Raw genomic sequence first — 24,288 nt, forward strand, 5'->3', positions numbered from 1 at the left:
CAACGGCGCAATAGCAAGATTCGCACCTGCCATTACGCCACCGTTATCAATAGAATGTCAGATATAAACTATTCTAACCCTTCCATCTTACGCAATTCCTTACGTAGGATTTTGCCAACGTTCGACTTTGGTAATTCGTCAACGAACTGTATATGACGTGGGCGCTTATAGCCAGTCAGTTGTTTTTTGCCATATTCTAGTAGCTCTTTTTCAGTCACGTCGCCTTTTTTGACCACAAACAGTTTTGGTTCTTCGCCGCGATCATCGTTCGGTACACCAATAGCACCGCATTCTACGACTGCTGGATGCTCACTCATCGCCTCTTCAATTTCGTTTGGATAGACGTTAAAACCAGACACCAAAATCATGTCTTTTTTGCGATCGACAATTTTGATAAAGCCTTTTTCGTCCATGATGCCGATGTCGCCCGTTTTTAAGTAACCGCTAGCCGTAAAGGATTCAGCAGTTTCTTTCGGACGATTCTGATAACCAATCATGACCTGTGGGCCTTTTACGCAGATTTCACCGCGATCGCCCATGGCTACTATATTTTCGTCATCATCAATGAGTACGATATCGGTGCTAGGCGCAGGAATACCGATTTTTCCGGTAAATTCCGCAATAGTCATCGGATTAAATGCTACGACAGGTGAGGTCTCAGACAAGCCGTAACCTTCAACGATAGGCAGGCCAGTGATTTTGTGCCACTCTTTCGCTACGCTAGGTAATACTGACATACCGCCGCCGATAGATGCTTTTAGGTTAGAAAAGTCCAAATCAGCAAAGTTATCTTTGTGTACTAAGCCATTAAACAAAGTATTCACAGCAGGGATAAACGCTGGCTTATACTTGGCCATCTCTTTGATAAGCCCATCAAGATCGCGCGGATTTGGAATGAGTAGCGAGGCATAGCCTTGATACATACTACACATACCGCAGACCATAAATGAGAATACGTGATATAACGGCAGTGCGGTCAAAATCACGTCTCTACCATCTATATCATCATCAAATGCACTGTTCATCAGCGCGCTGACCTGTAGCATATTGGCGACTAGATTGCCATGAGACAGCATCGCGCCTTTCGCGACTCCTGTCGTACCACCAGTATATTGCAGTAGCGCCACATCGCTTAAGTTTAACTCAGGGCGCTGGTACTTACTGGCTGACTCCGCATTCAAAGCATGCTTGAAGCTCACGCTATTCGGTATGCTATAAGCAGGAATCATCTTTTTAACATGACGAGCCACAAGATTAACCACGGCTCCTTTAATCGTACCTAGCATATCACCAATGGTACACACGACTACATGCTCTACCTGACCTTTATCTTCTGCATCTTGATACGTCTTGGCAAAGTTTTCAACGATAAATAGCGCTTTCGCACCACTGTCATGCAACTGATGTGACAGTTCACGACTGGTGTATAGAGGGTTTACATTGACCAACACCATCCCTGCACGAATGATACCCAAAGCGACCACTGGATACTGCAAGACGTTGGGCATCATGACCCCAACTTTATCGCCTGCGACCAGTCCTATTGACTGCAAATAGCTAGCAATCTGGCGGCTATATAGATCTAATTGCTTAAAAGTAATCGATGAGCCCATGCAGATATAGGCAGGTTTTTGGCCATAACGGCTAAAATTACGCTCGAACACATCGAGTAAAGAGGTATTGTCTTCTGGCATCTCGATAGTAGCATCGATGCTATAGCGCTCATAAGCGCTCAGCCACGGACTATCACTGTCGATGGTCGGCATAGTAGGAAACGCATTGCTTTGATAAACGTCGTTAGTAGTATTGGCTTTATCATCAGTTGCAGCGCTATTATCTGTCGTTTTTTTATTAATATTATCCGTCATAATTTTCCCTAAATGTTACTGTTAAAAACATTGAATATGCTAATGGAAACACCATTTTTTATGATTATTGCTGACAGCAGAAGCTTATGAATAAGAAATAGATAAGTATGATCGGGTTTGTCATTCATAAGCTTTGCAAATTAAAGTGTGTTACTGGGTCTATGATAAATAATACTACCACTCAGCACGACTAAGTCGAAAATGATATTTACTACCTTGATTTCGCCTGTTACCTTAAGCAAAACCAGTACGATTTTTTGGATAAAAACAAAAATACGTCGATGGGCACTATAGCAGTTTTAATAGATATTCTCTATTAATAGTAGCTGTTATCCGCAAATGTCAAAAGCGATAAAGACAAAAAAATGATAAGACAGCATGGTTGCAGCCTTATCATTTTTGGTTACTACTTTAGTTACTACAGTATCTAATCGTGCGACACTTGCACAAGTGTCTTTGGTTAATACACGCAGCTATCAAACAACTATCTAGGTGCGTGTATCGACAAATTAACCGTGGTTCTTTTCTTCAAGTACGCGTAGATCTTTACGCAAAATCTTACCAACGTTCGATTTTGGTAGCTCGTCAATAAACTCAACACGACGAGGACGCTTATAACCTGTTAGGTTCTCTTTACCGTACTCAAGAACTTCTTCGGTGGTCAGACTAGGATCGTTACGGACAACATAGATCTTAGGAATCTCACCGCTTTTCTCATCTTCGATACCGATGACGCCACATTCTAAAATCTTAGGATGGCCAGCCATGACTTCTTCAACTTCGTTCGGATAGACATTAAAACCAGACACCAAAATCATATCTTTTTTGCGATCAACGATGGTCACATATCCGTTGTCAGCCATGATACCGATATCACCAGTACGGAAGAATCCATCTGCTGTCATGACTTCGGCAGTAGCATCTTCACGGTTCCAGTAACCTTTCATGACCTGTGGGCCACGAACACTAATCTCACCGCGCTCACCAAGTGCTACTTCATTACCTGCATCATCCAAAATTGCCACATCTGTTGCTGGCATCGGTACACCAATGGTACCTGTGAATGTCTTGCTGTTGCTAGGATTAGAGGTCGCTACTGGTGCTGTTTCAGACAGGCCGTAACCTTGAATGATAATATTACCAGTTACTTGACGCCATTTCTCTGCTGTTGGACTCAGTACTGCCATGCCGCCGCCCATCGATTGACGCAGCTTGCTATGATCCATCGCGATAAATTCTTCGTTATTGGCAAGTGCGTTGAACAACGTGTTGACCGCTGGGAAGAACGCTGGTGGGTTGGCTTTATATGCTTTTAACAAGCTATCAAGATCGCGTGGGTTTGGTACTAATAGCACCACACAACCGCGATACAGACCGAACATACCACATACAGTGAATGAGAAAATATGATACATCGGCAATGCCGTCATAATCACAGGTTGCTCACCTCTTTGATCGAAATCATCAAAAGCGGTGCCCAAGAAGGTATTAGACTGAATTAAGTTTGCTACCAAGTTTTTGTGCGTTAGCATCGCGCCTTTCGCCACACCTGTCGTACCACCGGTATACTGTAGGACAGCGATATCATCAAGCGTTATATTGGTTGGACGCTTATATTTGCTAGCCGTGACTTGCTTTAGTGCCGTTTTGAAGCTGATGCTATTAGAAATGCTATAGTCTGGCACCATTTTTTTGACATGGCGGACGACCGTATTGACCATAAAGCCTTTGAGCGTACCCATCAAATCGCCCATACCAGTAATCACGACTTTATCGACCACATTGCGACCGATGTCTTGATAGGTTTTGGCAAAGTTTTCGACCATGATTAGCACTTTGGCGTCTGAATCGGTCAATTGATGCTCAAGCTCTCTGGTAGTGTACAGAGGGTTGACGTTGACTAAGGTAAAGCCTGCACGTAGTACAGCGATGACAGAGATGGGTAACTGCAAAATGTTGGGCATCATGACCGCAACTTTATCGCCTTTGACCAATCCTAATGACTGTAGATAAGCGGCCATTTGACGGCTGTATAGATCTACTTCTTGGAAGCTTAACGATGAACCCATGCAGATATAGGCAGTTTTATCAGCATTTTCAGCGAAGCTTTTTTCGAAAATATCGATAAGTGACGTATTGTCGGCTGGCAACTCAATGTCGTACTCCAAACCAAGTTCTTCATATGTTTTTAGCCAAACTTTATCGTCACGACGGGTTAAGTTTCCTTGATTTTCCATAATCTTTTCTCTCCTAGTAATAATACATTACCGTCAACCCACGCCAATCACAGTGTGATAAATATACAAAACATCAGAGTCTTGCCTATCGTTATGATAAAAAGCAAGACTGCGACATATTTGTATAGTGCTGAGCGAACAATATAGCGGTAAATAGCCCTTTGTTCATTAACATACACACTTTATACATAGTACTCAATACAAAAGATTGCTACACCAGTTCTCAAATAGGCTTGACGCTCAATATCCCTATATATATCAACATATTAAATTAAAAATATCAGTCAAGCTATTAGAAAATATGACCCTTGACTTTTAATTATTAATGACCATCCCGACACGATATCTGTTCACTATTGGCTATTTTTTAGCGCACTCGCCAGCTCAGTCAACGTCACAAAGTTGCGACGAGTACCATCAGTATCGCTACTTGGTCTATCTGCGATACTACTTTTGGCAAGTTTAGTGCTATCACTGTACTGCCAGTCATTAATATAATCGCTTTGAGTCAAGCGTTGGCCGAATCCTGCTACTGCCATCGCAAACTGAGTATCGATACTGGCTTTATTTAAAGCGTGGCTGGCTTTATTAATCGGTTGGCTAACGAGTTTGGAGCTACCACCTGTCGGTGCTTTATAACGAATTTTTAGATAGCCAAGTTCATTAGAGTTTTGTTTGTTATTCGAACTAATACTGGCATTGCTATTAGCATAACGGCGATCGCTATATAACCCTTTTTGACCTTTTGGTGTTACCTCAAACAAAGCGATAACTGACTTACCTGCCCCAAGCTCACCTGCATCAACTTTGTCATTATTGAAGTCTTCTTCAGCCAGTACGCGATTTTCATAACCAATCAAGCGCCACTCACTCACCACATCAGGATTAAACTCAACTTGGACTTTTACGTCTTTAGCGACGGTGTTAAATGTCGCGGCTAATTCATCGCCAAAGACTTTTTTGGCTTCAGTTAGACTGTCAATATAGCTGTAATTACCATTGCCGTTATCCGCCATCTGTTCCATCATGTGATCATTCAGATTACCGCGACCAAAGCCAACGGTAGACAAAGAGATACCGCGATCGCGATTGGCTTTGACCAAATCAAGCATCTCATCGACATCACTAATACCAACGTTAAAATCGCCATCCGTTAACATCATGATTCGATTGATACCGTTCTTTTTTAGTCCTTGTTCAGCTTGTCTGTAGGCCAATTTCAGAGCATCTTCCCCATTGGTTGAGCCTGAGGCGTTTAACCCATCGATCGCAGCCAATATTTTTGCTTTTTGGTCACCACTGGTCGCAGGCAATGCCACACTAGTACTACCTGAATAGGTCACGATACTGATGCTGTCTTGGGCGCGCATTTGCTCTGTCAACAGCTTAAGCGAAGACTGTGCCAATGGCAGCTTATCACGCGACGACATAGAGCCTGAGACATCTACTAAAAACACAAGGTTGGCAGGTGGCATAGATTGCTTATCCGTTTTTTGCGACCAGCTACTATCAACGGCTTTGATGCCAACTTTGACGATTTTATTATTCTGATCTGCTCTATCCCAAGGTGAGTCTACTACTTCAGTTGATACAACAAACGGGGCACTACCTAAGCGTTTGCCATCATCAAATTGATAGTTAAAATAATTAATCAATTCCTCTACCCGTACGGCATCAACAGGTGGTAGTTGACCCTCGTTTAAATAGCGGCGCACATTGGCGTAGCTGCCCGTATCGGTATCGATAGACAAGGTTGATACCGCCATATCCGTAGTTCGATGTACAGGATTGGCTGCGTTTTTTTGATAGTTGTCTTTTGCCTCTGGCGTGACTATGATGCTCGGTGATGGGCGTACGATACCTGTCTGCGCCGCAGAACGTATCATCATCTGTTGGCTGATGACGGATGGCCTGACGCTGGGTGACGCCATGATAGACTCTGACATCACTGCTGCATCTTGATTGACTGTGCTGCTTGTCTCGGCTGGTAGCGTTTTGCTCATTTGTGAAGTATTACAGGCTGTCAATCCTAGACTGGTTATAGCAGTAATCAATAGTACATTTCTAGTAGTGTTTTTCCCTAGGTGCTTACTTTCGTTTTTTAGCATTTTAGAGGCGGAAATTTTAGATAAAGGGTCAAATGACATAACAGAAATTCCTTATTGTAAGATAATTCAGTAGCGACTTGTCCGTGTCAATATATGGTTAACGCTATTTAAATAGGCAAAGCAGCCGCTTTATTCAGTCTATTAACCGTCATACTTTCAGTTATTAATTTTGCATTAAAGCTATTTTGCACCTATTTTCTTTAGACTAATGATAGATAAAATATCCTAAATAGAAACGATTCAACCTTAAGACATTTATTAACCATATAAAAAACAAATATTAGATTTACTATACTCAACTTAATCTATAAAAGCTATGAATCACCATACTATAAAAGACCTTTATAAGCGCTTATTTTAAGCACGTCACGAGATGTCGTATATTCTGACATACGTCTTTTTAATTGGTGCAATATCCTTTACGATAGCACTATCCTATTTGTATGCTTGAACCAATTATCTATACCTATTAAAACTGATAAGTGAATCCTATTTTATGTCTGATGTTATTGATCATACGATCGCCCCAATTATTCCCAATGAGCCGATGGATACTCGTTCAGTCGCAGAGTTCACTGAGCAGGCCTACCTCAACTATGCCATGTACGTCATCATGGATCGGGCGTTGCCAAATATCGCTGACGGTCTAAAACCTGTCCAGCGTCGCATCGTCTATGCCATGAGCGAGCTTGGGCTAAAGTCATCTGCTAAGGCGAAAAAATCCGCGCGTACGGTCGGTGACGTATTGGGTAAATACCATCCGCATGGTGACAGCGCTTGTTATGAAGCCATGGTACTGATGGCACAGCCGTTCAGTTATCGCTATCCACTCATCACTGGTCAAGGTAACTGGGGTAGCCCAGATGATCCGAAATCCTTTGCGGCGATGCGTTATACCGAAGCCAAAATGTCGGCTTATGCCAATACGTTGCTGGCAGAATTGGGTCAAGGTACAGTCGACTGGCAAGATAACTTCGATGGTACGATGCAAGAACCAACTACCCTACCTGCCCGCCTACCTAATATTTTATTAAACGGTACGACAGGTATCGCGGTTGGTATGGCAACGGATATTCCGCCGCATAACCTTAATGAAGTGGTACGCGCGGCCATTCGTCTGCTCAAAAACCCAGAGCTGTCGGTCAAGCAACTTACCCAATCGATACCCGCACCTGACCTACCGACACCAGCGGAAATCATCACTAGTAAAAAAGATTTGCAAGCGATGTACGAGACTGGACGCGGCAGTTATAAGATGCGCGCGACCTTTCATGTTGACCCTAAAGAAAAAAACCTCGTCATTATTGACGCGCTTCCTTACCAAGTTTCAGGCAACAAAATTCAAGAGCAAATCGCCAAGCTTATGACTGATAAGAAGCTGCCTTGGGTGACAGATATTCATGATGAATCAGATCACGAAAATGCCTGCCGTATCGTCCTTGAGTTGCGCTCAACGCGAGTCGATGTCGATCGTGTCATGAGTCATCTATTTGCAAGTACTGACCTAGAAAGCAATTACCGCGTCAATATGAATATGATTGGCTTAAATGGTAAGCCGCAGGTGAAAAACTTAAAAGAAGTCTTGGAAGAATGGTTAATCTGTCGCCGCTCGGTGGTCACGCGCCGCTTACAGTATCGCCTAGATAAAATTGATAAACGCTTGCATATCTTGGCGGGCTTGCTGATTGCTTATCTGAATATTGATGAAGTGATTCGCATCATTCGTGAAGAGGACGATCCAAAAGCAACCTTGATGCAGGACTATGACCTGACTGACATTCAAGCTAATGCTATCTTGGATATTCGTTTGCGTCAGTTGGCAAAATTAGAAGAGATTGAGCTGCGCCGCGAGCAAGACGAACTCGCTGCCGAACGTGCCATCATTCAAGAGTACTTAGATAATCCAGACAGTCTAACTAATCTGATGATTGACGAGCTTACCGCCGATATGAAAGAACATGGCAATGAGCGTGTATCACCGTTGGCAGAACGTGAAGAAGCGCAAGCACTGAAAGAGTCAGACCTCGTACCGAGTGAGCCGGTCACTGCCATCTTATCAAAAGCAGGTTGGATTCGTGCTGCCAAGGGTCATGATGTCGATGCCGCTGGTATGAGTTATCGCTCAGGTGACAGCTATCAAGCGCACGTGCGCGGCAAATCTAACGAAAGAATTTACGTACTCGACAGTACGGGACGCAGCTACAGTATTGATGCGCACAACTTAGCGTCTGCGCGTGGTCAAGGTGATCCGCTAACCAGTGTGTTAAAGCCGCCAGCAGGCGCTAGCTTTGAGCAGCTACTAACGGGTGATAACGAGCAACGTATTATCCTTGCCAGCTCGGCAGGTTATGGTTTTATTAATACCATTGGTAATCTCGATAGCAACCAAAAAGCTGGTAAAAACGTTATTAACCTAGCAACTGATAGTCGCTTGCTCCCTGTTGCGCGTATCGACGCGCCAGTAGAGACCGCCGCCAATGCCGAAGGTGAAAATAGTAATATACGTGTGACACCTGATCATGTTGCTGTCGTGACCAATGCAGGATATCTACTGATATTCGCCCTTGATGACTTGCCTGAACAAGCTCGCGGTAAAGGAAACAAACTAATCAAACTAAAAGATGGTGAAGAAGTGCTAGCTATCACACCACTTAGTCAGCAAGACAGCCTTGTCATCACTGCTGGCAAACGCCATGTGACACTCAAGCCAAATGATTTGGCTAACTATACGGGTGTTCGTGGTAATCGTGGTGGTCAATTGCCACGAGGCTTTCAGAATGTGACGAGTGTTGAGGTTGTGTGATTTAGCTTGAGTAAGCTCGATTAATAGCCTAGTTGACGTATGGTGCGCCCCGTGCACCATTTTTAGAGATTATTATTACTTTAGTGTATTGGGAGCACCATATAGCTAACCTATCCATGCTTATATTTTCTAAAATATATTATTGTAGATTAGTTAAATTTTGACATAATCAGTATATTTAAAATCGAATTGAAATTAATTAAGTTTCAAGTAGCTAAAATAAATTTATTTAACTTTTTGGGAGTATATTGTGAGTGAGCAACATGTTTACATTTATGTTAGAGAACGAGACCATGTAATAAGCGACGAACAAAAAGAAAAAGCGTTTTCGCTTTTTGACGAAAATATTATTGAGTGTGAACATGAACCCTATTTTGACGCAGTTGAAAATTTAGAACTAACCCATTCAGATGTTATTATTACTAGCCCATTTATTATGACCGCTGGAGATTTTGTAGCAACCAATAGGTTTTGGCAATTAGATGACAATGACAACGAAGAATTTGAAAGCGATATTAATGAAACCATATCTATTCGCCCAAAAATATTACAAGAATTAGAAAACATACTAGGTACTAAAGTTGCTGTTGTATGGGAGCATCGAGATTAGCAACCGTAGGCTGGACTTTTACCATGTAGGGTTGATTAGATAACACTGACTAAGTTGTTCTTACGGTTGAAGGTTGCGAGCAACAACAAGAACTTTACCTCTTCACTACGTCAACACAACTTACTTTCATTAAAAAGCCGCCTACACAAACGTATAAGCGGCTTTTCTACGCTACTCAAAATAGAGAAATTATTTAAGACTTATTAGATTCGCTATCCTTAAAGATCGTTTTCAGGAAGCTTGTAATCTGAGCACTTTTCATTAGATACGGATTAAAGTCAGCACCTGCCGAGAAGCTTTTTAGGGTATATGCTTCGTCTTCTGCACTTGATGTTAAATATTTTATTAAAAACCCATCCCACCTACGTTCTTCTATTTCCTCAATCTCACTGAGGTGGGGTACTAGGTAAGAGTACTCACTGATTAATTTTACTAGTATTTCATTGATAAGAGGTCTTGGACCTTCAATATTTTGAATAAAGTAATTATCATTCACGACAAGCGCTGAGGTTACACCACTTTTTTCATTATTCCTTCGCCATTGCTCAAGCAGACGAGCCAACCCTATCCCATTATTACTGTCACTATTTCTGCCAATATACGTTAGGCTGAGAGTAATATGCTCACCATGTCTTTTTCTATCTTCTAAAGGTTGGCTGGTAGTGATATGCATAAGAAACCTTATTCATAAAAAATTATCTAAATCAAAAGATACTTTATAGACGGCTTTTTTACGCCAATTAAAATAGATGACTCTTATGATATGTAAAGGCTACTCACTTAAAACCTATCGGATTCAACACCTTCAAATATCGCTGTCAGAAAATTTTCAATCTGAGTACTTTTCATTAGGTAAGGATTGAAGTCAAACCCTGCTGAGAAACTTTTTAAGGCATACTCCTCATCTTCGGCACTTTCCGTCAGGTGTTTGGTTACAAACCCATCCCACCGAAGCGCTTCTATTTCTTCTACCTTGACAACATTAGGAATAATCTTGAAATGCTCATCAATTATCTTCGCTAGAGCAGCGTTGACCGCAGGTCTGGAGCCTTGAATGTTTTGAACAAAGTAACCGTCATTGATTACAAGCGCTGCAACTAACCCACTTTCCTCAAAGTATCTTCGCCACTGCTCAAGAGCACGCGTCAATTCTATACCTGTTTTCATTTCGATGTTTTTACCGATATACGTTAGGCTAATCAGCAAATGCTCGCCATGTCTTTTCCTATTTCCTGAGGTTTGACTTGTCGTTATTTGCATAAGAAAATCCATTTATATAATAGGTATATAAATTAATATACACTTTATCATAAAGTATAATCAATAAAACTCTTGGGAATTGACCAGTTTCTTGTCATCTATAATTTGTAATAACATGATAAAAACAGATATCACTAGGTCATTTTTAGTAGTTAAGTCCTACAAGAGTCAGGTATGAATAGTCACTTATGGACATCCGCCAATATTCTGTCCAGTTGCTAAGAAAACATCCTGTACCGATACTGCTAACTTGCTTTCAACAAAAAGCCGCCTATACACAGTTATAGACGGCTTTTATATTTTAGATAGGACAAGTGGATACTACCTGTTCTAAGAGGTAAACGCTTAAAAACTAAATACCACTCATTTAAAATTAATTAGATTCAACATCTTCAAATATCGCTTTCAAAAAGCTTTCAATCTGAGAGCTTTTCATTAGATAAGGATTGTAGTCGGAGCCTGCTGAGAAGTTCTTTAGAGCATGCTCTTCATCTTCAACGCTTGAGGTTAGATGTTTAACTAAAAACCCATTCCATTGGCGCGATTCTATTTCCTCTATATTCACAATATTAGGGACAATAGTGGAATGCTCGTCAAGTATCTTTTCCAAGGCGGTATTGATAGCAGGTCTTGTTCCTTGAAAACTTTGAACGAAATAACCTTCACTAATGACTAAAGCTGAAACGATATCGTTTTCTTCAAAATATCTGCGCCAGTACTCAAGTGCGCGAGTCAGCTCAATCCCAGAATCTAGATCGACATTTTTGGCGATATATGTCATGTGGATAAGAATATGTTCGCCATGCCTTTTTCTATCTTCTGAAGGTTGGCTTGTCGTTATGTGCATAAGAAACCTTATTTATAAAATAATTCATTCAAATCAAGGTATACTTTAAGATAAAGTATAATTAATAACGTTTTTTATCATTTGCTATGATTTTTTTAGATTTATAACATAGAAGTTTCAATGATATAGCATACCAATATCCATAGTAGTAAAATTATACTACAAAGTTGTCACGTTCAGTATCTTGGCATTATTCCAATAGTTAACAAGCCTAATCTATATTCTCCTATAGCCCTGCCTCAACGCCCTTATATGACTAAGTCATGTTTACTTATAGACTAAACTCTACAAGTATTTATCAGGGTCTGTCATGTTTATTAAGTTAGCATATTTATAGGTATATAAAACACAACTTACCTTCAATAAAAAGCCGTCTATGCTATGTATAAAGAGTTTTGTATAGACGACTTTGTTGCATGCTAATTGAATAGCTAACGTATCAATACCGACCCATCTCAACTGTTGTTTCAGCAAGTACCGTATCGCCCTGCCATGCTTGTACATCTACCGTATACAGATGGTTTTTGCCGCCAGAACAAGGTGGCTTATATGCACCGCCCGCCTCGCCTTTACGACTTCGGTATTCTGCAACCATCTCAATACCTACTGGTACTTCGTAAGTATGACCAAATACTCGTGGCACTTCTGCGCTCATAGCACCCTCTGGTAGCGCGAACTCGACGATACCATGGCCACCATGCTGCATACGTTTGTTGCTTACATCGTTGTAGACGAATACCAAGCTTTCCGCGCCTGCCGGAATGTTTGAAACAGTCATACTAGGCGTGGCTGGGCTTTTACCGTCATAGTTTAAACATTGCTGCCCCTCAGGTATTTTCTTGCCATCCCAAGCAGCATCATTAAATTTAACATCCATTGCAAAAGCGTTAGCAGATAAAGCCATTGTTGCCAAAACTGTAACCGATTTTAAGGTAAAGAATTTCATGCTTGTTCCTTTAGGTAGCCGATGCATTAATAAGGATAGACCATCTTATTTCGCAGATTAGTTTTGATAATTGAATATAACTTTATAATAAACAAACACGGTTAAGTTAATCATATCGTTTAGCATTTTTGTTAATCCTTTGGGCAAGCGATGAGCAACTTCACAGATCACTATGCTAATGCTGACTCAATAAGCATATTTGTAGCATCATAGGTTACTCGATAGGTATTTATCTGGTTGGGTATGTTGTAGTAGTATCTGAATCATTGTATCTACACGACTAAAAATAATAGGATCATCATGTTTATCGAAGATAAGATTGCCAAAGAAAGTATGACTACTAAGATCTCGACCCCAAAAATCATCTTTTTTGACATCGATGATACCTTGAGCCGTAACGGCATTATTGCTGAACACAATAAAACGACGCTTGAGCAGCTTGCAGATACCGATATTAAACTAGTGATTTCGACTGGCCGCTCTAAAGCCATATTGCCTGAAGACATTTTAGCGTTGCTTGATGCAGATATATTGGACGCCATTATTTGTATGAATGGACAATACAGTTTTGATAAAAGCGGCCGAATCAGCCACTACCCTTTAACTGCTGAACAGACAGATAAAATCGTACGCCTGTGCCAACAGAGTGATTTGATTCATAAGTTTGACTCTGCCACTCATATCGCTTGGTCAGGTGAAAATGAACGTTTACGCGAGTTCAATGCGGTTACGCCCAATTCGATCCTTGACCCTGAGTACTACAAATCAAATACCGTCTATCAGTGCTCGGTATTTTTTAACAATCAGCAAGAAAAAATGCAGGACATCGACTTTGCTCAATATGATTTAAAGCTGGTACATTGGCATCAGATTGGTGCCGATATCTTGCCAGTAGATGCGTCAAAAGCGCGCGGTATCAAAGATGTATGCGAGTACTATGCGGTAGATGCAAGCGAGTGTATGGCATTTGGTGATGGTATGAACGACTTAGAAATGTTCGACTTGGTTGGATTTGCTGTGGCCATGGGAGATGCGCAGCCAGCTTTAATAGAACGTGCTGACTTCGTCACTGGGACGATTGAAGAGTATGGTATCCAAACCGTGCTTAATCAGTTAACAATGAAGTCATAAGACTGTTCAGGCACATAAAGCCATTAACGTTCATTTAAAAAAAGCCCTTACTAGCTGACTAGTAAAGGCTTTTTATTATGGTCTAATTTTATATAGGCGATTCAAATAAAAACTGTAGCGGTGATGACTCCAATACCTTGAAGATCGTTTTTTCATTTTACAAATTCAATAGAGCGTTAAGCAATCAGTTAAGGCCTCAATTAAGGCATTGTCAATCCACCATCGACGGCGATAGATTGTCCAGTAATAGCCATGCTCAAATCAGATGCCATGAGCAATACTGAACTGGCAAAGTCCGCTACCGAAGTCGCTTGGCGTAGGGGCGTCGTAGTTGCGATATAGTCGAATACCTCTTCAGTGGTTAAGCTGCTTGCATCGGTAGTTTTTAATAATCCACCTGCCAGCAAATTAACCCGAATACCATATTGTCCAAGCTCGCTCGCGAGATTGCGTGTTAGCCCAATCAATGCTGATTTAGCCGTGGTGTAATCATAATAGGTAACCACTGGGTTGTAGACAAGATTGGTCGATATATTAATGATTTTGCCTACTTGCTGCGCTTTCATTTGCGGCAGCACCGCTTGCACCGTGTTGACTGCGCCTTTGACGATACCGTCCATTTGCTGCGAAAAATGCGACCACTTTACTGTTTCAATACTGGTGTACGCAGCGCTTGGATTGAACTGATAACTTGGTAAAGCATTATTGACCAATATATCGATACGACCATGACGAGTGATGACTTCAGCTGCCATGGCTTGTACTTGCTCAAGCTCGGTGACATCCGCCTGATAAGCAAATGCTTGACCGCCTGTCGCGATGATATCAGCCACTATCGTCTCAGCAGCCTGTTTACTATTGAGGTAGTTGACGCAAACGATAGCACCTGCTGCCGCCATTTGTTGTGCAATCTGTGCACCAAGCCCACGACTGGCTCCGGTGACTATGGCAACTTTATCCGTAAGCAATGCTGGTATAACTGAGTGGCTCTTATTCAAGGCGTTTTGAGTTGAGGTACTTTCGGTCATTGTGCTGTATCCTTTATTATTATGGTATGGTTGGTGTCTTAAAGCCAAAGGCTTATACTTACTTAAATGATGTTCGTCATACTTCGGCCTGCGCCAATCATAGCATGGTTATATGCTATCTTTTTTCGATTCGACGTTAGCAGCTCGCTAGCAATTCTACCCAAAATTAGCTGTTATTAAGTTAGTTTTTCTACTCATCTTATTAGCCCAACTGGCTATTTTTATTAGTATTATTGAGCATTGCCTTAATGATAACCCTTTAAATTGTATAAACTAATGACCATAATAGTTTTATTGGCCATGTCAGGCTTGTATCTTTTTGGCTTTTTTATTGAATTTTTCTGATTTGCATTATCTTTATTTAGGAGAGATATTTTGACCCACTTATCATCGTCCCATCCAACTACTCACACCTCGGCTAGTGTCGGTCGCATAGTGCCAAAAGCATTATTAGCAGCAGCTGTCGGCTTGGTGCTTGCCAGTTGTAGCAACTCTGACAATGCAGCGGATGGCAGTGCTGCGGCGAGCAATGAGACACTGAACCTTTACAATTGGTCAGAATACATGCCGCAAGAGATTTTAGATGGTTTTGAAGAAGAGACTGGCATCTCAGTTAATTACACTACATTTGACTCTAACGAAGCCATGTATGCCAAGCTCAAACTATTGGATGATTCGAGCCAGTATGACTTAGCGATTCCATCGACTTATTACGTCGAAAAGATGGCGAAAGAAGGGCTGTTGCAAGAGCTAGACAAATCTAAATTGAGCAATTTTAAAAACCTTGATACCTCATTTACCAATACCAAAGTTGATCCTGATAACAAATACTCTATCCCTTATATGTGGGGCAGCACTGGTCTAGCCATTAACGGTGACAGTGTCGATCCGAAAACTGTCAATAGCTGGAATGACCTATGGGACCCTAAGTATAAGGGTCAGGTGATGCTGACCAATGACGTGCGTGAAGTCTTTGGTATGGCACTGCTGACTCTTGGCTACTCAGGTAATAGTAGCAATCCTGACGAAATCGAGGCCGCTTACGATAAGCTCACCACGTTGATGCCAAACGTCAAAACTTTTAACTCTGATGCGACACGTATGCCATATATCGAAGGTGAGACGGCACTTGGTATGACATGGAATGGTGAAGCAGTCATGGCCAACGACGAAGGTTTGACTAGCTTGGTTTATAAGTATCCAACCGAAGGCGCTATCTTATGGATGGACAACTTTGTCATTCCAAAAAACGCCAAGCAAGTTGATGCAGCACATAAATTTATTGATTATTTATTACGTCCTGAAAATGCAAAAATCGTCAGCGAAGAGATTGGCTACGCATCACCAAACATAGCAGCGCGTGAGCTGATGGATGAGAGCGTCCAAAACAACCCAACGATTTATCCTTCTAAAGAAGTATTAGCAAAAGCTGAGTTCCAAGAAGATGTGGGCGATGAGGCGTTGCAAGTGTATCAACAGTACTGGGATAAGCTAAAGACTGGTCGTTAATAGTTTTGATTTAGTACTTTAAAATAAAGTAATCTTTTAAAATAAAAACGCTGATCCTAAATGGTCAGCGTTTTTTTGCGCTATAAATGTAAATCCGTCTCGCCGCCCTGCTCTTTCATTCGGCGCTGCTCGCGGCGTTGATAGCCCAGACCGGATGCAGCAAACCAATGCGGCTTCGATGTTTGCAGTAAATCACTCAGCTGCTGCAACTGAGTCTGCAAGGTTTGGGTCAACCAGAAATAGCCCTGCCACTCAAATGCTAGGTGCTGTACGCTTGGATACTCCGAGACAGCAATACGAGTAATGGGTCGAAATACTTCATCGCTTGGACTACGTAATACCGCCGCCATATGTTGCATCGCTTGGGTTAGCTCATGCTGATAATGTACCAATAAAACATGGTTTTCTTCATCAATTTCGATATTTGCCAAGCGCGGTGCCGCACTTAGTAGTAAATCAATCGTCCCAATGATATTACGGTGGGTACGTTGAATCGTCTCTAGTGTTTCCTTTTCAATACCTGACTCACTGGCTGTCGCCGCGATATGTGGTCGCACGGCTAGCAAGCGTTTATTGATCTGCTGTAACGCTGTGACCAACGCTCTATCAACGGGTACTTCCTTAACAGGAAAGGCTACTGGGTTTAGTTTTTGAACAGAGTCGTCCACTACTCCATCCGTTGCGTCAATATGATGACCTACGCCTGCATAGAGACTACTACAAGCGTCAAGGTTACTACTCAATAAGAACCGCCACATCAACGTTGATTTGAGCGGCAAAATTAGCGTCACTGCTACCGAAACGCCTGTCCCCAGTAGGATATTTAGCGCGCGGTAGATGCCATCTTGACCAATGCTATTATTGCCTAAATCAGAGACAATCATCAACATAGTGATGCCCGTTAGCAGCCCTGTATACCCAAGCTGTCTAACGGCTAAATAGCCAATGATACCGCTGAGCAGACCAATAAGCGCATAGTCCACCCACAACCATGCACCTGCATTTTGATTAAACCATAACACCCCAAGCGCAGTACCAATACCTAATAAAGTACCGATTACGCGCTCTTTAGCCTTGGTATAAATAGCGCCTTGGTATTGCAATAACCCTAGAATGATAAATACGGTAATAGTCGTCCATTCACCGTGCGGAAGGTTAGTGATTTTATTGACCAATAAAGCCAGTATCACAGCCGTACCTAGTCGGGTGGCATGTAGGATATCTGCATGTTGGTAGCGAACATAGGGTTCGACAAATGGAGCAGTAATACGCTGATAAAGGGTGGGTTTCACGCAAGGCTACTCTTTTTGGGTGGAATGTTTAGGTGAGACATTCTAATAAAGTATTATTAAAATATCTCAATAACTAGCGGTAAGTATAAGTTAATATTCTATCAGCAAAATGACGGGCAAAAAATAACGCCTTTTACCTATTATTCACAGGTAAAAGGCGTTATAAAAAATATCCTAGCACACTATATTGAAATCTACGCTATTGAAGATTATTTATCAAATGACTCAACAAATTGTTCATTGAGAACTGCATCAGTGTGAATGAGTAATAGTCTATTGCGCTAGCGTATTATACTTCTAGGTAGTCTAAAATACCTTCCGCAGCTTCACGACCTTCCCAAATCGCTGTCACAACCAAGTCAGAACCGCGCACCATATCGCCACCAGCGAAGATTTTAGGATTCTGAGTCTGGAATTTGAAGGTTTGCTTTTCGGCTGCTAGTACGCGACCAGAGCTGTCCATCCCCACTTGCTGAGACTCGAACCAATCAGCAGGACTTGGTCTAAAACCAAAGGCCATGATGACTGCATCACATGGGATGATCTCTTCAGAATTAGGAATTGGCTCAGGGCGTTGACGACCACGGTTGTCTGGTGCGCCTAACTGAGTAGTAACAACTTTTACGCCGTTAACTTTACCGTTTAAGCCAATGATTTCGGTTGGCTGACGATTAAATAAGAACTCGACGCCTTCCTCGCGAGCATTGACCACTTCGCGGCGTGAACCCGGCATGTTTTCTTCGTCACGGCGATAGGCACAAACTACTTTTTCGGCGCCTTGACGGATACTGGTACGGTTACAGTCCATTGCTGTATCGCCGCCACCAAGTACCACCACTTTTTTACCTTTAAAGTCGATGTACTCTTCAGCGTCTTTTTCCCAGTCATTGCAACGGTTCACGTTGGCAATCAGGTAATCTAGTGCATCATAGACGCCCGTCAGCTCTTCACCAGCGAAGCCGCCGCGCATATAGGTGTATGTACCCATACCCATAAATACTGCGTCATAGTCAGCCAATAGCTCATCAATGGTGACGTCTGTACCAATCTCTGTCTCTAAACGGAATTCGATACCCATGTCTTCAAAGATCACACGGCGGTTGCGCATGACGTCTTTTTCCATTTTGAACTCAGGGATGCCAAATGTCAGTAAGCCGCCAATCTCGGGACGCTTATCAAAGACGACTGGTTTGACACCATTTCTGACCAAGATATCCGCACAACCTAAACCTGCTGGCCCTGCGCCAATGATAGCGACTTTTTTATCTGTCCAAACGACTTCTGACATATCTGGACGCCAGCCAAGTGCAAACGCGGTATCGTTGATATATTTTTCGACATTACCAATGGTCACTGCACCAAAACCATCATTTAACGTACAAGCGCCTTCACACAGACGATCTTGCGGGCAAACTCGTCCACACACTTCAGGCAAGGTATTGGTACGGTGGCACAATTCAGCTGCCTGAAATATTTGTCCTTCTGTGGCCAACTTTAGCCAGTTAGGGATATAGTTGTGTACTGGGCATTTCCACTCGCAGTACGGGTTACCACACTCAAGACAACGATGCGCTTGCTGTGCAACGGCTTCATTTTCGAAAGGTTTATAAATTTCAACAAACTCTGTTGAACGTGTTGCAATGTCTTTTTTGGTTGGATCAAATCTCGGTACATCTAAAAACTGGAAGTTATTTTCTAAGCGTTTTGCCATGGTGCTATCTCTTTTATATAAGGCTCTTTTGCAGTGGGTGGCGACAGTCAGCGATGTTTGGTTTGTCTAAAATTTAAGACATATATCGCTGCTGTCACGTACCTGCTGAAAACCTGTGAGTTAAAACGTCTCTAAAAACGGAACGCTGGCTAACCTGATTAAAGCGACTGCCGATCCATCAATACAATACAATCCATTCCATTGATACGATAGGCAGTCATGTATCGGCTATTGTGGGTCGGCCATGGTAGTTTTAAGAAGGCTTGCGATGTTCGCCGCTTTTGGCTTAACCAAATAGAACTTACGAACATAGTGCTCAAAGTCGTTCAGAATTGTCTGACCCCATGCACTGCCTGTTTTATCTACATGAGCTTCAATCACTTGTTGCAAATGAATGCGATGCTCTTCTGTTTGCTCGCTTGAAATACGGTTTAGATCGATTAGCTCATGGTTGCAACGGTCAAAGAAGTCGCCTTCCATATCGAGTACATACGCAAAACCACCCGTCATACCAGCACCGAAGTTAAGTCCAGTACGGCCAAGAATCGTGACGATACCGCCAGTCATATATTCACAGCAATGGTCGCCTGTGCCTTCGATGACTGCGTGTGCGCCAGAGTTACGAACGCCAAAACGCTCACCTGCTGTACCGGCAGCATATAGCTTACCGCCAGTTGCACCATAGAGACAGGTATTACCGATGATGGCTGTTTCTTGTGCTATAAAGTTTGAGTCTTTCGGTGGATAAATAACAATCTCACCGCCAGCCATGCCTTTACCCACATAGTCATTGGCATCGCCTTCAAGCTCGATATTTAAACCGCCAGCATTCCATACGCCCAAACTTTGTCCTGCGGTACCAGTTAGACGAAGCTTAATTGGCATATCGCTCATGCCAAGGTTGCCCCAGACTTGCGCAATCTCACCAGAAATACGAGCACCGATAGAGCGGTCACAGTTACCAACGAAATAGCTATAATCGCCGCCCGCCCCTTTGCGAATGTTCACAAGCATATCGCTAATCATCTGCTCAGCAAGCAAGCCTTTATCAAACGGCTCATTACGCTCAACCTGACAAGTTTGTGCTTTGCCCACACTGGCTGGGTGACTAAATAGCAATGGTGTTAAATCAAGATGACGCTGCTTATCAGTATTGCCTTCTAGAATATCAAGCAAGTCAGTACGACCGACCAGCTCTTCCATACTACGAACACCTAGCGCCGCCAACCATTCACGCGTCTCAGTTGCGACAAACTTAAAGAAGTTAATCAGCATTTCTGCTTCGCCAATGAAATGCTCATCACGCAACTTGGCTTTTTGAGTTGCAACACCTGTCGGACAGTTGTTTAAATGGCAAATACGTAGGTACTTACAACCAACTGCAATCATCGGCGTGGTACCAAAGCCAAAGCTCTCTGCACCCAAGATAGCAGCTTTTACTACATCTAGCCCTGTTTTTAGACCACCGTCAGTCTGGACACGTACCTTATCACGTAACCCATTCACTCGTAGAGACTGGTGAGTCTCAGCCAAACCTAGCTCCCATGGTGAGCCTGCATGATGGATAGACGATAGCGGAGACGCTGCTGTACCGCCGTCATAACCTGAGATAGTAATCAAGTCGGCATAGGCTTTTGCAACGCCTGTCGCGATCGTACCAACACCTGGACGTGAGACCAATTTAACCGATACCAATGCATCTGGATTGACTTGTTTCAAATCAAAAATCAGCTGTGCCAAATCTTCGATAGAATAAATATCGTGATGCGGCGGCGGTGAAATCAAAGTCACACCTGGCACCGAATAACGCAAACGTGCAATCAGCGCATTGACTTTACCACCAGGTAGCTGCCCACCTTCACCAGGCTTGGCACCCTGAGCTACTTTAATCTGCATGACTTCAGCGGAACGAAGATAGGCAGGCGTTACCCCGAAACGACCAGAGGCAACTTGCTTGATCTTTGAGTTGCGCAATGTGCCATAACGCGCAGGATCTTCACCGCCTTCACCAGAGTTTGAGCGACCACCGATAGTATTCATCGCCATCGCAATCGACTCATGCGCTTCAGGAGATAGCGCGCCTAGTGACATGCCAGCTGAGTCAAAACGTGTCAAGATTTCAGAGATATCTTCTACGTCATTGACATCGATACTGTTGTCGGTTTTCAGTTGCAATAAATCACGTAAAGTCGCGACCGGACGGCTATTAACTAGATCAGCATAATTGCGGTAATTATCGTAATCACCTGTACGCACTGCGGTATGCAGGCTGTTAATCACATCAGGGTTAAAGGCATGGTATTCTTTGTTGAAGACGAACTTAAGCAGACCGCCCTGATCTAGAGGGGCACGACGCTTAAACGCATTGGCAGCCAATTGTGCTTGATCAGCGGCAAGGTCTGCAAAGGTAGCGCCTTTGATACGGCTTTGTACGCCTTTAAAGCATAAACTGACGACTTCTTCTGATAGGCCGACTGCTTCAAACAACTGCGCACCGCGATAAGAAACAATGGTAGAGATACCCATTTTTGATAAGATTTTTAGCAAACCTTTATCCAAGCCTTTGCGGAAATTAACACGGGCTTGAATTGGATCACCAAGTAGCTCACCAGTCGCGACCAAATCATCGATAACATCATATGCTAGATATGGATATACACAAGTTGCACCGAAGCCAATCAATACCGCTATTTGATGCGAGTCGCGGGCAAGACCTGTTTCAATGATTAAGTTAGCATCGGTACGGATACCTTGCGCGATTAGATAATGATGCACAGCGCCAGTAACCATAATAGCGTTAGCAGGCACTTTGTCTGCATCGATATCTTTATCAGACAAGACAATCAACGTATTACCTGAGCGAATGTTATCTGCCACTTGCTCACAGATAGCGACGATAGCATCAGATAGTTCTAAAGTACGGTCATAGTTCAGATCAATGCGAGCCATCTTAAACGCTGGATCATCCAAAGTTTCAAGCTGCTGCATCTTGCTGGCTGACAATACTGGCGATGACAAAATAATACGGTGAGCATCTCTCGCAGATGGTGCAAATACGTTAGTCTCAGCGCCTAAGCAGGTCTGCAACGACATCACGATTGATTCACGTAATGGATCGATTGGCGGATTGGTTACCTGTGCAAACTGCTGGCGGAAAAAATCACCGACATGGCGAATTTGCTGCGACAGTACAGCCATTGGCGTATCGTCACCCATTGAGCCGACTGGTTCTTGACCATTTTCAGCATTAGGGCGAATGATTTCTGTGCGCTCTTCATTGGTGATGTGATACATCTTTTGTAGCGCTTTTAGCTTATCACCACGGCACGCTTGCGTTGCCAATGTCTCTTCTAGACGCTCATCATCACGGACACGCGTCGCTTCTTCACGCAACCATTTGCGATATGGATGCGCCGTTTTTAGTAAAGTTGCAATAGCTGTCGTATCTAAAATTTGACCTGTTAACGTATCAATGACCAGCATTTGACCAGGTCCAACGCGACCTTTTGCCAGTACGTCTTGCGGCTCGTAATCCCAAACGCCAACTTCTGATGCAACAGTGATATAGCCGTTCTTGGTAGTTACCCAACGTGACGGGCGCAAACCGTTTCTATCGAGCATACAGACCGCATAGCGTCCATCTTGGATGACTAGCCCTGCTGGACCGTCCCACGCTTCCATATGCTGTGAGTAAAACTCATAAAACGCACGCAGATCCATATCCATGCTATCCACATTCTGCCACGCTGGCGGTACCAAGATAGACATCGCATGGAACAGATTCATACCACCAGACATTAGCACTTCAAGCATGTTATCCAAGCTTGATGAATCGGAGCCCGTACTATTTACAAGTGGTGTCAGCTCATTCAAGTTAGGTAGCTTGTCTGATTTTAGCTTTGGCGTACGGGCTTTAGACCAATTGCGGTTGCCTGTAATGGTATTTAACTCGCCGTTGTGCGCAAGATAACGGAATGGCTGTGCCAATGGCCAGCGCGGTAACGTATTGGTTGAAAAACGCTGATGGAAGACTACGATATGTGATGCCAAACGCTCATCTTGCAAATCCAAGAAAAACGCTGGCAAGTCTGAAGGCATTACCAAGCCTTTATAAATAATGGTCTGACAACTCAATGAACAGACATAGAATAGCTCATCATCCGTCAAACGCTGCTCTGCTTTTTTGCGTGCAACAAACAGCTTACGGTTGAAATCATCGGCAGCTAGATCATCTGGCGCATTAACGAACACTTGCTTAAAGTCTGGCAATGTCTCACGACCAATCTCACCAACAATACTCAAATCGAGTGGTACATTGCGCCAGCCAGCCACTTCTAATCCTTGGGCTGTAATCTCATCGCTTAACACTTGCTGGCTATGCTTGGCTTTATCGCTATCTACATTAACGAACACCATACCGACAGCAAAGTTGTCCGTAATAGCAAATTGCTGCTCGTCAGCAATCTGTTTAAAGAAATCGGTAGGCGTCGCTAATAGTAAGCCACAACCATCACCAGTTCTACCGTCAGCAGCAACACCGCCGCGATGTGTCATACAACTTAAACTATGAATGGCAGTTTTTACCAAATCATGGCTCGCTTCACCCTCAATATGGGCAATTAGGCCAAAACCGCAATTATCAGAAAAATCATCTGGCGTGGCCAGGTGTGTTTGTGAGGAAATCATTGACATAGCTTGTCCTTTTAAGTAGACGGGCAACTTACATTTCCAATGCGGAGTATAAGTTGGTACCCGTAAGCAGAACGGGCTGATAGTGGATATTCGTGTGTTCGAATTAGCAAATAGTGCAATGCTCGATAGACATCATACTCTAAGAGAAAGTAAAACCCTTGACCCTCCTGGTCATTAGCTGATGTCTTGACATGTGGTCCGTGTATCAAAAGATAGTAAGTAGCAGCCCTTGGCAACGGGAGAATC

General features: G+C 42.9%; 15 protein-coding genes. 4 read left to right on the plus strand and 11 right to left on the minus strand.

Features of this window, described 5'->3' with window-relative positions; genetic code table 11:
* Positions 1–68 precede the first annotated feature (68 nt).
* From ACQKCP_RS10845 to ACQKCP_RS10855, 3 genes are all read right to left on the minus strand, one after another.
* Positions 69–1,868, minus strand: a complete 1,800-nt coding sequence (locus tag ACQKCP_RS10845) for an AMP-binding protein (protein WP_160023500.1) — start codon at positions 1,866–1,868, stop codon at positions 69–71.
* A 509-nt stretch (positions 1,869–2,377) separates the two neighbouring features.
* Positions 2,378–4,105 carry an AMP-binding protein gene (locus tag ACQKCP_RS10850; protein WP_298811233.1) on the minus strand — a complete coding sequence of 576 codons (1,728 nt, stop codon included), beginning with the start codon at positions 4,103–4,105 and terminating at the stop codon, positions 2,378–2,380.
* Positions 4,106–4,458: 353 nt separating this feature from the next.
* On the minus strand, positions 4,459–6,252 hold the full coding sequence (locus ACQKCP_RS10855) for a vWA domain-containing protein (protein WP_427612325.1): 1,794 nt from the start codon (positions 6,250–6,252) through the stop codon (positions 4,459–4,461).
* 457 nt (positions 6,253–6,709) lie between these two features.
* Between ACQKCP_RS10855 and parC the strand changes: the two genes are divergently transcribed.
* Together parC and ACQKCP_RS10865 are read left to right on the plus strand one after the other, a co-directional pair.
* A complete protein-coding gene (parC, locus tag ACQKCP_RS10860) occupies positions 6,710–9,016 on the plus strand; it encodes a DNA topoisomerase IV subunit A (protein ID WP_427612327.1) in 2,307 nt (768 codons plus the stop codon).
* Between the two features lie 250 nt (positions 9,017–9,266).
* Positions 9,267–9,626, plus strand: a complete 360-nt coding sequence (locus ACQKCP_RS10865; RefSeq protein WP_427612328.1) for a hypothetical protein — start codon at positions 9,267–9,269, stop codon at positions 9,624–9,626.
* A gap of 193 nt (positions 9,627–9,819) precedes the next feature.
* Here the strand turns inward: ACQKCP_RS10865 and ACQKCP_RS10870 are convergent, their stop codons facing one another.
* The 4 genes from ACQKCP_RS10870 to ACQKCP_RS10885 form a co-directional block, all read right to left on the minus strand.
* Positions 9,820–10,299, minus strand: coding sequence for a BLUF domain-containing protein (locus tag ACQKCP_RS10870; protein WP_427612329.1), 480 nt, complete (start codon positions 10,297–10,299; stop codon positions 9,820–9,822).
* 107 nt (positions 10,300–10,406) lie between these two features.
* The gene (locus ACQKCP_RS10875; protein WP_427612330.1) at positions 10,407–10,886 is read right to left on the minus strand and encodes a BLUF domain-containing protein; all 480 of its coding nucleotides are present in this window, start codon (positions 10,884–10,886) and stop codon (positions 10,407–10,409) included.
* 373 nt (positions 10,887–11,259) lie between these two features.
* Positions 11,260–11,733, minus strand: a complete 474-nt coding sequence (locus tag ACQKCP_RS10880; RefSeq protein WP_427612331.1) for a BLUF domain-containing protein — start codon at positions 11,731–11,733, stop codon at positions 11,260–11,262.
* Between the two features lie 439 nt (positions 11,734–12,172).
* A complete protein-coding gene (locus ACQKCP_RS10885; protein WP_427612332.1) occupies positions 12,173–12,679 on the minus strand; it encodes a hypothetical protein in 507 nt (168 codons plus the stop codon).
* Positions 12,680–12,979: 300 nt separating this feature from the next.
* Between ACQKCP_RS10885 and ACQKCP_RS10890 the strand changes: the two genes are divergently transcribed.
* Entirely contained in the window at positions 12,980–13,810 is an 831-nt protein-coding gene (locus ACQKCP_RS10890) for a Cof-type HAD-IIB family hydrolase (RefSeq protein WP_427612333.1), read from the plus strand.
* 200 nt (positions 13,811–14,010) lie between these two features.
* On the opposite strand, the gene ACQKCP_RS10895 is transcribed toward ACQKCP_RS10890, so the two are convergent.
* The gene (locus tag ACQKCP_RS10895) at positions 14,011–14,838 is read right to left on the minus strand and encodes a 3-oxoacyl-ACP reductase (protein WP_427612334.1); all 828 of its coding nucleotides are present in this window, start codon (positions 14,836–14,838) and stop codon (positions 14,011–14,013) included.
* 375 nt (positions 14,839–15,213) lie between these two features.
* On the opposite strand from ACQKCP_RS10895, the gene ACQKCP_RS10900 reads away from it, so the two are divergent.
* Positions 15,214–16,347 (plus strand): ABC transporter substrate-binding protein, encoded by a 1,134-nt coding sequence (locus ACQKCP_RS10900; protein WP_057761690.1) that lies wholly within the window; start codon positions 15,214–15,216, stop codon positions 16,345–16,347.
* Between the two features lie 80 nt (positions 16,348–16,427).
* Here ACQKCP_RS10900 and ACQKCP_RS10905 read toward each other — a convergent pair whose 3' ends face one another.
* From ACQKCP_RS10905 to gltB, 3 genes are all read right to left on the minus strand, one after another.
* Entirely contained in the window at positions 16,428–17,639 is a 1,212-nt protein-coding gene (locus ACQKCP_RS10905) for an FUSC family protein (RefSeq protein WP_201568655.1), read from the minus strand.
* A 289-nt stretch (positions 17,640–17,928) separates the two neighbouring features.
* The gene (locus tag ACQKCP_RS10910; protein WP_057761694.1) at positions 17,929–19,350 is read right to left on the minus strand and encodes a glutamate synthase subunit beta; all 1,422 of its coding nucleotides are present in this window, start codon (positions 19,348–19,350) and stop codon (positions 17,929–17,931) included.
* Between the two features lie 228 nt (positions 19,351–19,578).
* Positions 19,579–24,042: a glutamate synthase large subunit gene (gltB, locus tag ACQKCP_RS10915; protein WP_427612335.1), complete on the minus strand. Its 4,464-nt coding sequence runs from the start codon at positions 24,040–24,042 to the stop codon at positions 19,579–19,581.
* Positions 24,043–24,288: the final 246 nt, after the last annotated feature.

The sequence above is a fragment of the Psychrobacter sp. NPDC078631 genome (genome assembly GCF_050268165.1).
In the GTDB taxonomy this organism is placed as follows: Bacteria; Pseudomonadota; Gammaproteobacteria; order Pseudomonadales; family Moraxellaceae; genus Psychrobacter.